Annotated in this window: 4 protein-coding genes; 1 reads left to right on the top strand and 3 read right to left on the bottom strand. The window is 76.4% G+C overall.

Annotation, left to right across the window (positions count from 1 at the left end):
* The first annotated feature begins 163 nt into the window (after positions 1-163).
* Positions 164-574, top strand: a complete 411-nt coding sequence (locus ACFV4F_RS05105) for an MBL fold metallo-hydrolase (RefSeq protein ID WP_380500485.1) — start codon at positions 164-166, stop codon at positions 572-574.
* A gap of 81 nt (positions 575-655) precedes the next feature.
* On the opposite strand, the gene ACFV4F_RS05100 is transcribed toward ACFV4F_RS05105, so the two are convergent.
* Genes ACFV4F_RS05100 through ACFV4F_RS05090 form a run of 3 tightly spaced genes read right to left on the bottom strand, consistent with a single transcriptional unit; the run spans position 656 to position 9,553 of the window.
* Positions 656-2,041 (bottom strand): DHA2 family efflux MFS transporter permease subunit, encoded by a 1,386-nt coding sequence (locus tag ACFV4F_RS05100; RefSeq protein ID WP_380500484.1) that lies wholly within the window; start codon positions 2,039-2,041, stop codon positions 656-658.
* Complete coding sequence (locus ACFV4F_RS05095) at positions 2,038-2,223, bottom strand: MbtH family protein (protein WP_380436147.1); 186 nt, start codon at positions 2,221-2,223, stop codon at positions 2,038-2,040. Before ACFV4F_RS05095 ends, ACFV4F_RS05100 begins: the two co-directional genes overlap by 4 nt.
* Positions 2,216-9,553, bottom strand: coding sequence for an amino acid adenylation domain-containing protein (locus tag ACFV4F_RS05090; RefSeq protein ID WP_380500483.1), 7,338 nt, complete (start codon positions 9,551-9,553; stop codon positions 2,216-2,218). Before ACFV4F_RS05090 ends, ACFV4F_RS05095 begins: the two co-directional genes overlap by 8 nt.
* Positions 9,554-9,570 lie beyond the last annotated feature (17 nt).

Here is a 9,570-nt window from a genome sequence, read left to right as displayed (position 1 = left end):
CCCGGGGGGGGGGGTGATCCGCCGCGCGCGCCCCCCCCCCCCCCCGCGGCGCGCGGGGGGCGGCGGCGCGCCCCGCCCCCCCCCCCGCACCCCGCCCCCCCCCCCCCCCCCCGACCCGGCCGTCGCATGGCCCTTCTTCGGCTTCGACACCGACCCGGACGCCGTGGCCCTCGTCGACCTGGGCGGCGGCCGGGTGCTGGAGTGCCTCGCCACCCCGGGCCACCACCCGGCGGCGGTCACGTACTACGACCCCTGGACGGGCGTCCTCCTCACCGGCGACACCGTCTACCCCGGGCGGCTCTACATCGACGACTGGCCCGCGTTCACGCGCAGCATCGACCGCCTGATCGCCCTCGCCGACCGCCGCCCGGTCACCCACGTGCTCGGCTGCCACATCGAGATGACCACCACCCCGGGCGTGGACTACCCGATCCGCACCACCTACCAGCCCGACGAACCCCCGCTCCAGCTCACGGTCGAGGACCTCCACGACATCCGCACAGCCCTCACATCGTCGGGCGGCTCCCCGGCCCGCCACGCCCTCCCGAACCTGATCCTCTGGCCGAGCGAGTAGTCAGTCCCGGTAGGGGACCAGCCCGGACAGGTCCAGCTCGAAGCCGAACGGTTCGGGGACGCGGATCGACTCTCCGCGTGATCAGTCTTCCGGTGGCGGGGGCGCGAGGGCCTTCGGGAGGCGGGTGGCGGGGAGGACAGCGGCGGCGATCGGGAGGGCGGTGGCGAGGAGGGCGATGCGGTAGGGGGTGGGGTTGTCGCCGTCGGCCAGGAGGGCGACGAGGGCGGCGGTCGTCGCGATGCCCAGGGCTCCGCCGAGGGTGCGGACGATCGTGAACAGGGCCACCGCCCGGCCCGTCGCGGGCGGCGGGATGTCGGCGAAGCCGGCGATCTGCAGGGTGAGCACGGCGGTGCCCAGGACCAGGCCCACGGCGAACATCAACGCCCGTACCGCCCACGGGTCTTCGGTGAAAGCCAGCGCGGTCAGGACCGCCGCCGCCAGCAGCAGGGCGGGCACGGCCAGGCGGCGCGGGCCGAGGCGGGGCAGGAGGCGGTCCACCGCCTGGGAGGCGGCCATCAGGCCCATCGCCTCGGGGAAGACGCTCAGGCCCGCGTCCAGCGCCGAGGCACCGAGGGCCACTTGGTAGAGCAGCGGGAGGACGAACAGCGCGCCCATCAGCCCGGCCGACGTCAGCAGCGCGAGCCGGGCGGCGGCGCCGAAGGTGCGGTCGGCGAGCAGCCGCAGGTCCACCAGTGGTTCGGCGGACCGGAGTTGGTGACGCACGGCGGCCACGAGGAGCGCCGTCCCGGTCACCCCGCTCACCAGCACCTCCGGCGACGACCAGCCCTGCGCCGGGCCGAAGCCGAGCGCGTACGTGAGCAGGCCGAGGCCCGGGGTGGCGAGCAGGAAGCCGGTGGTGTCGAAGCGTCCGGCCGGTGGCTCCTCCCCCGCCCGCAGGCCGACGAGTCCGACGGCCACGGTGGCCGCGCCGATCGGCACGTTCACGAGGAACAGCCAGTGCCAGGAGAGGTGTTCGGTGAGGAACCCGCCGAGCGGCGGGCCGAGGGCGGGCATCAGTGCCGTCGGCACGATCAGCACCTTGCCGAGGCCCGCCCGCTCGTGCGGGGCGAAGGCCCGGAACAGCAGCGTCATCCCGACCGGCGTCAGCAGGCCGCCCGCGACGCCCTGGACGGCCCGGGCGGCGGCCAGTGCGCCCAGCCCGGGCGCCGCGGCGCACAGCGCGGAGGCGAGCGTGAACGCGGCCAGCGCCCCGAGGAACACCCGCTTCACCCCGTACCGGTCGCCGAGCCAGCCGGCCACGGGCAGGCCGGCGGCGAGGCCGACGAGGAACGCGGTCTCGACCGCGTTGGCCGCCTCGACCGGCCGGCCGAAGTCCCCCGCGATCGTGTACAGCGCGGGGTTGACGATCGTCGAGTCCAGGCCGCTCATGCACATCGCGGCCGTGTAGGCGACGACCACCGCGGCCCGGCCGGCCGGGAGGGGCCGGGCCTCGGCGGGTGCGGTCACAGGTCGGTCCAGTGCGCGGAGATCCAGTCCAGGGCGGCGGTGCGGGCGCACGGGCCGTGGGCGACGTCCCAGCCGGCCGGGACGGCGGCGAAGGCGGGCCAGAGGGAGTGCTGGCCCTGGCCGTTGACAAGGGCGAGGAAGTCGCCGTCGGCGTCGAAGGGGTTGGCGGGTGCGTCACTCATGGGTGGCGTTCTCCAGGTGGTCGGCGATCACGCGGGCGATGTGCGCGATGGGCGCGGGCAGGGTCATGTCCTTGTGCGAGCAGGCGACGTCGGTGTCGGCGATCCGGCCGGACACGTACGGCGTCCACAGCTCGGGCACGAGCGTCTCGTCGATGGTGTCGACGGTCGCGCGGAAGAACAGCACGTCGCCGTCGAAGCGCCGGTGGTCGTAGCCGCGCACGAGGTGGTTGGTGTTGAGGTAGATCCGGTTCAGGGCCTCGACGGTGGCGTCGCCGAGCCCGGCGAGCGGGCTGCCCTCGCGGCGCAACAGCGCGGTGACGGAGGCGAGTTCGAGCGGCCGGCCGGCGAGGTCGGCCGGGCCGAAGCCGCCCATGGTGAGCAGGGCCTCCAGCGCCTCGGCCTGGTCGGGGACGGGCAGCTCACGGAAGCCCTCGGCCGGGTAGGCGTCCAGGATGGCGAGCAGCTCGACGGCGTGGCCCAGCTCCTGGAGCCGGACGGCGACGGCGTGCGCGATGATGCCGCCGGTGGACCAGCCGAGCAGCCGGTACGGGCCGTCGGGCTGCACCTCGCGCAGCCGGTCCGCGTAGTGCGCCGCCAGCTCCTCCAGGCTCCGCGGCAGCGGCTCCTTCGCGGTGGCGGCGCCGACGCCCTGCGCCTGGAGGCCGTAGATCGGCACGTCGGCGGGCAGGTGGCGGATCAGCCCGGTGTAGCACCAGCTCAGGCCGCCCGCCGGATGGATCGCGAACAGCGGGGCCTGCCGTCCGGGTGCGGCGGGCCGCAGCGGGAGCAGGACGTCGAGCGCGTCGACGTCCTCGTCCCCGGCGGCCAGGGCTGCGTCCAGGGCGGCGACCGTCGGGGCGCGGAACAGGGTGCCGATGCCCACGTCGACGCCGAGGACGTCGCGGATCCGGCCGGCGAGGCGGACGACCAGCAGCGAGTGGCCGCCGAGGGCGAAGAAGTCGTCCTCGACGCCGACCGCGGGGGCGCCCAGGACCTCGGCGAACAGTTCGCACAGCTGCTGCTCGCGCGGCGTGCGCGGCGGACGGCCGGCACCGGCTGCGGGCGCCTCGGGGGCGGGCAGCGCGCGGCGGTCCAGCTTGCCGTTGGCGGTGAGCGGGAGGCGGTCGAGGAGCACGACGGCGGACGGCACCATGTGGACGGGCAGTCCGGCGGCGGCGTGGGCGCGGAGCTCGTCCGGCGTGGCCGTGGCGACGGCGTAGCCGACGAGCCGCTTGTCGCCGGGGGCGTCCTCCCGGACGACCACGGCGGCGTCGGCGACGCCCGGGTGGGCGGCCAGGACGGCCTCGATCTCGCCGGGTTCGATCCGGAAGCCGCGGATCTTCACCTGCTGGTCGGCCCGCCCGAGGTACTCCAGTTCCCCGTCGGCGCGGCGGCGGGCGAGGTCGCCGGAGCGGTACATCCGGGTGCCGCGCTCGCCGAACAGCTCGGCGTACGGGTCGGCGACGAAGCGCCCGGCGCTCAGCGCGGGACGGCCGAGGTAGCCGCGGGCGAGGCCGGCCCCGGCGACGTACATCTCGCCGGTGACGCCGGGCGGCACGGGCTGGAGGTGCTCGTCGAGGACGTAGACGCGCAGGTCGGGGATGTTGACGCCGATGGTGCTGCCGGTTCCGGCGGCGGCGCTCGCCCGGTCGAGGGCGCGGTGGGTGACGTGCACGGTGGTCTCGGTGATGCCGTACATGTTGACCAGGACGGGCGCGTCCTCGGGGTGCCGCGCGTACCAGTCGTCGAGGCGGCCGGGTTCGAGCGCCTCGCCGCCGAACACGACGTACCGCAGGGCGAGTTCGCGCCCGGGGTGGTCCCGGTCGGCGGCGCTGAGCTGGTAGAACGCGGACGGGGTCTGGTTGAGGACGGTGACGCGCTCGCGGGCGAGCAGGTCGAGGAAGGCCGCCGGGTCGCGGCTGACCAGGTGCGGGACGACGACCAGCCGGCCGCCGTGCAGCAGGGCGCCCCACAGCTCCCAGACGGAGAAGTCGAAGGCGTAGGAGTGGAAGAGCGTCCAGACGTCCTCGGGACCGAAGCCGAACCAGTGGTCGGTGGCGCCGAACAGCCGGACGACGTTGCGGTGGGTGACGGGCACGCCCTTGGGCCGGCCGGTGGAGCCGGACGTGTAGATGACGTAGGCGGTGTCGTCGGCCCGCAGTGGACGGGTGCGTTCGTGCTGGGCGAGCGGGACGGCGGGGAACGCCTCTTCTTCGTCGTCGACGAGGAGTCGGGGCACGTCGTTGCCGGGCAGCCGGGGTGCGGTGGCGCGATCGGTGAGGAGGGCGGCGGGGGCGGCGTCGGCCAGCATGTAGGCGAGGCGGTCGGCCGGGTAGTCGGGGTCGAGCGGCAGGTAGGCCGCGCCGGACTTGGTCACCGCGAGGAGGGCGACGACGAGTTCGAGCGAGCGGGGCAGGGCGAGCGCGACGATCGTACCGGGACCGATGCCGCGCGCGGCGAGGGCGCGGGCCAAGCGGTCGGCGCGGGCGCCGAGTTCGGCGTAGTCGAGCCGATCGTCCCCGTAACCGACGGCCACGGCCCCGGGATTGGCCTTTGCGGCCGCCTCGAAGAGCTCGGGCAGCGTCGCGCCGGGCACGCCAGGGCCAGGCAGCCCAGGACCGGGCACCGAGGGGACGGGCGTGCCGTTCCAGTCGACGAGTGCGCGCCGGCGCTCCTCCTCGCCGAGCAACGGGAGTCGGCCGATGGCGGTGTCGGGGTCGGCCGCGGCAGCGGTCAGGAGCCGGGCGAGCCGGGTGGCCAGGGCCTCGGCGGTGGACGCGTCGAACAGGTCGGTGCGGTACTCCAGGAAGCCGCCGATGCCGCCGCCGGGGAGCTCGCCCGCGTTGAGGGTGAGGTCGAACTTGGCGGTGCCGGTGGGCACGGCGGCCATGCGGGCGGTGAGGCCCCCGGCCAGCGCGAAGTCCTCGTCCGGGCGGCTCTGCCAGGCCAGCATCACCTGGAAGAGCGGGTGCCGGGCCAGCGACCGGGGCGGGTTGAGTTCCTCGACGAGCCGGTCGAACGGCAGGTCGGCGTGCTCGTGCGCGGCCAGGACAGTGCCGCGGACGCGCCCGAGCAGCTCACGGAAGCCCGGGGCGCCCGAGGTGTCCGTGCGCAGGACCACCGAGTTGACGAAGTAGCCGACCAGCGCGGCGGTCTCCGGCTCGTCGCGGCCCGCCACCGGGGTGCCGACCGGGATGTCGGTGCCGCAGCCGTGCCGGGTGAGCAGGGCGGCGAGACCCGCCTGGACGGCCATGAAGACCGTGGCGCCGGTGGCCCGGGCGAGCGCCGCGAGGGCGGCGTGGGCCTCGGCGCCGAGCGCGAACGGCACGGTGGCGCCGTCGTGTCCGGCGACGGCCGGGCGCGGGCGGTCGGTGGGGAGTTCGAGCTGGTCGGGCAGGCCGTCGAGCGCGGTCCGCCAGTGGTCGAGCTGCCGGGCGGCGAGCGGGGTCGGCGCCTCGGGCGTACCGAGGAGCTGCCGCTGGCGGGCGGCGTGGTCGGCGAACTGGACGGTGAGTTCGCCGAATTCGGGACCGGACCCGGCTGCCCGGGCGCGGTAGGCCGTGGCGAGGTCGCGGGCCAGCGGGGTGGTGGACGCGCCGTCGCCGGCGATGTGGTGGAGCAAGAGGAGGAGCGTGTGCTCCTGCTCGCCGTCCCTGAACAGGCTTGCCCGCAGCGGCGGTTCGGCCGTCAGGTCGAAGGCGTGGCGGACCGCCCCGGCAAGGCTGTCGCCATGGTGCAGCGCAACGGGCATGGCCGGCAGTACCCGCTGGTACGGCGTCCCGTCGGGCTCCTCGCCGTAGACCGTGCGGAGGATCTCGTGCCGGGCCGCGAGGTCGCCGACGGCGAGCGCGAGCCCGTCCCGGTCGAGCGGACCGGTGAGGGCGAGCGCGAGCGGGATGTTGTAGGTGGGGCTGGGGCCTTCGAGCCGGTGCAGGAACCAGAGTCCGCGCTGGGCGGGCGACAGCGGCATGCGCTCGGCGCGCGGGACGGGCACGAGGGCGGGGCGCGGCTCGGGGGCGGGGCGCGGCTCGGGGGCGGGGCGCGGCTCGGGGGCGGAACGCTCGCGCAGCAGGGTGGCGAGCCCGGCCGGGGTGGGGTGGCGGAAGACGTCGGCGAACCCGACGGTGGCGCCCAGGGTCTCGCGGACGCGCGCGGCGAGGCGGCCCGCGAGCAGGGAGTGGCCGCCGAGGTCGAAGAAGGACGCGTCCCGGCCGGGCGTCTCGGCGAGGGCGAGGACGTCGGCGAAGAGGCCGCACAGGACCTCCTCTTGCGGGGTGGCCGCGGGCTCCGATCCGCCCGCGGTGGCGACGGGTTCGGGCAGGGCGCGGTGGTCGAGCTTGTCGTGGGCGGTGCGCGGCAGGTCGTCGAGGACGAGGACGGCGGCCGGCACCATGTGCGCGGGCAGGCGGGCGGCGAGTCCGGCCCGCAGCGCGGCCGGCGAGGGCGTCGCACCGGGCGCGGGGACCGCGTAGCCGAGCAGCCGCTTGCCCTGCGGGCCCGGTCGCGCGATCACCACGGCCCGCTCGACGTCGGGGAGTTGCGCCAGGACGGCGGCGATCTCGCCGGGCTCGACGCGGAAGCCGCGGATCTTCACCTGGTCGTCGGCGCGGCCGAGGAACTCCAGCGTCCCGTCGGGGCGGCGCCGGGCGAGGTCCCCGGTGCGGTACATCCGGGAGCCGGGCGGGCCGTACGGGTCGGCGACGAAGCGTTCGGCGGTGAGGTCCGGACGGCCGAGGTAGCCGCGCGCCAAACAGGCCCCGGCGATGTGGAGTTCGCCGGTGGCGCCGTCGGGCACCGGGCGCAGGGAGCCGTCCAGGACGTAGGCCCGGGAGCCGCGCACCACCCGGCCGACGGGGGTGCCGTCGGGGCCCGGGGTCCACGCGTAGGCGTCGACGGTGGTCTCGGTCGGACCGTACAGGTCGACGGGGCACACGCCGGGGACCGCGGTGAGGCGCTGCCACAGCGCGGGCGGGGTGGCCTCGCCGCCGACGGCGATGACGGCCGGGCGGTGCCGGCCGTCGTCCAGGAGGCCTTCGGCGAGCAGGACTTCGAGGTAGGACGGGGTGACGTCGAGGTAGTCGACACCCTCGCGGTCGACGTGGGCGACGAGGGCGGCCGGGTCTCGGTAGGTGGCGTCGTCGAGGAGGTGCAGTTCGTGACCGTGGACCATCCACAGCAGTGGGTCCCACGAGGCGTCGAAGGCGAAGGAGGCGCTGTGGGCGACGCGCAGACGGGTACGGCCGGTGCGCCGGACGGCCGGGGCGATGTGGTCCTCGCCGTGTCCGGCGTGGAGGTTGGCCAGCGCGGCGTGGGTGACGACGACGCCCTTGGGCCGGCCGGTGGAACCCGAGGTGTGCAGGATGTAGGCGGGGGCGGCGAGTTGGGGCGCCGGAAGGGCGGTGACCGGCGGTTCGGGAAGCTGCGATTCGGGAAGCTGCGATTCGGGGAGCTGCGATTCGGGGAACTGTGGTTCGGGGAGCGACGCGTCGAGGACGATCGTGGGCACGTGGCCCGGCAGGTCGAGCCCGGCGAGGGCGGCGGCGGTACCGACGGCGCAGGCCGGGCGGGCGTCGGCCAGGACGGCGGCGAGGCGCTGCCGGGGGTGGGCGAGGTCGAGCGACACGCAGGCACCGCCGGCCTTGAGCACGGCGAGCATCGCGACTACGGTGTCGGCGCTGCGGGGCAGGGCCAGAGCGACGGGTGCCCCCGCGCGGACGCCGAGCGCGGCGAGGCGGTGGGCGAGGCGAGTCGACTCCTCGTCCAACTCCTGGAAGGTGAGCGCGACTTCGCCGCAGCGGACGGCAGCGGCGGCCGGGGTCCGGGCGGCCTGCTCGGCGAACAGCTCGGGCAGCGTCCGGTCGGCCGGCGGCTCGTCGCGGCCGGTGGTGGCGCGGCGGAGGGCGTCGGCGTCGAGCAGGTCGATGCGGGCGATCGGCGTGCCGGGGCCGTCGAGGAGCAGCCGGGCGAGGCCGTCGAGGTAGCGCAGCAGGCCGTCCCGGTGGGCGGCGAGCGCGTCGGCGTCGTAGCGGACGGGGTCGGCCTCCAGGACCAGCCGCAGGGCGCCGTCGGGGCCGGGCGAGACGGCGAGCGCGAGGTCGTCGACCGGGCCGGCGGCGAGGTTGCGCACGGTGCCGGGCAGGCCGGCGAGGTCGAGGTCGCCCTCGAAGGCCTTGATGTTGACCACCGGGCCGAACAGGGCGCGGCGGTCCCCGGTCAGGGCGAGGTCGCGGCGCAGGTCCTCCAGGGGGTAGCGCTGGTGGCGGCGGACGGCGCGCAGTTCGCGGACCACCCGGCGCAGGAGCCCGTCCGCGGTGTCGGCGGGGTGGACGGCGACGCGCAGCGGGAGGACGTTGGCGGTGGCGACGGGGGTGCGCAGGGCGGCGGGGCCGCGCCGGTTGGCGAGCGGGAGGCCGAGGACGACGTCCTCGGTGGCGGCCAGGCGGTGCAGGTAGCCGGCGGTGGCGGCGAGGACGAGTTCGGCCCAGGTGGCGCGGGCGGCGGTGGCGGCGCGCTCCAGGCGGTCGCGGGTGCCGGCGGGGAGGTCGGCGGCGAGGCGTAGGGGCGGGGTGGTGGTGGCGGCGGGGGCGGCGTTGGCGTTCGCGTCGGGATCGGCGGTGCGGCCGGGGAACGTGGCCGGTGCGGCGGTCGCGTCGGTGGTGGCGGCGGCGCTGCCGGTGTCCGCGAGGCGGGCGGTCCAGAAGGCGCGGTCGGCGGCGTACTCGTCGGAGTGGCGGTAGGCCTGCTCCTCGGCGACGAGTTCGGCGAGCGGGGCGAACGGGCTCTCGGCGGGACGGGTGCCGCCGGCGCCTGCCGTGTACAGCTCCGCGACGCGCTCGCCCAGGAGGGCCAACGCATAGGCGTCGACGGCGAGATGGTGGATCCGCCGGTACCACAGGTGCCGGTCGGCGGCGAGGCGGATCAGGGCGTGGGTGAACAGCGGGCCGGCGGTGAGGTCGGCCGGGCGGGCGAGGTCGGCGCGCATCCAGGCGTCGGCCTCGGCGTCGGGGTCGGCGGCGGCGCTCACGTCGAGGCGGTGCAGCAGCCAGGGGCGGCCGGGGCTCAGCCGTTGGCGCGGCGTGCCGTCCGGACCGGTGACGACGACGGCGCTCAACGCCTCGGCCTCGCCGACCGCCCGCCGGAGGCTGCGTTCGAACAGGGTCTCGTCGAGCGGGCCGGTGATCTCGACGGCGTCACCGGTGTTGTACGCCGGGCTGCCGGGGTCGAGCGACTGGGCGAACCAGATGGCCGCCTGGGTGGCGAGCAGCGGGAGGTCGGCGACCGCTCCTCGGAGGGGGGCGGCTGGGTCGGACGCGGCCTGGTGGCGGGGCATGGTGCGGGGAGCTCCTC

The sequence above is a fragment of the Kitasatospora sp. NPDC059722 genome (assembly GCF_042733235.1).
Taxonomy (GTDB): domain Bacteria; phylum Actinomycetota; class Actinomycetes; order Streptomycetales; family Streptomycetaceae; genus Kitasatospora.
This window is presented reverse-complemented; position numbering and strand designations above follow the sequence as displayed.

Bases quoted from the DNA above. Each gene is read 5' to 3' on its own strand.
- ACFV4F_RS05095 (WP_380436147.1), bottom strand. From the start codon at position 2,223: ATGAGTGACGCACCCGCCAACCCCTTCGACGCCGACGGCGACTTCCTC.
- ACFV4F_RS05090 (WP_380500483.1), bottom strand. From the start codon at position 9,553: ATGCCCCGCCACCAGGCCGCGTCCGACCCAGCCGCCCCCCTCCGAGGA.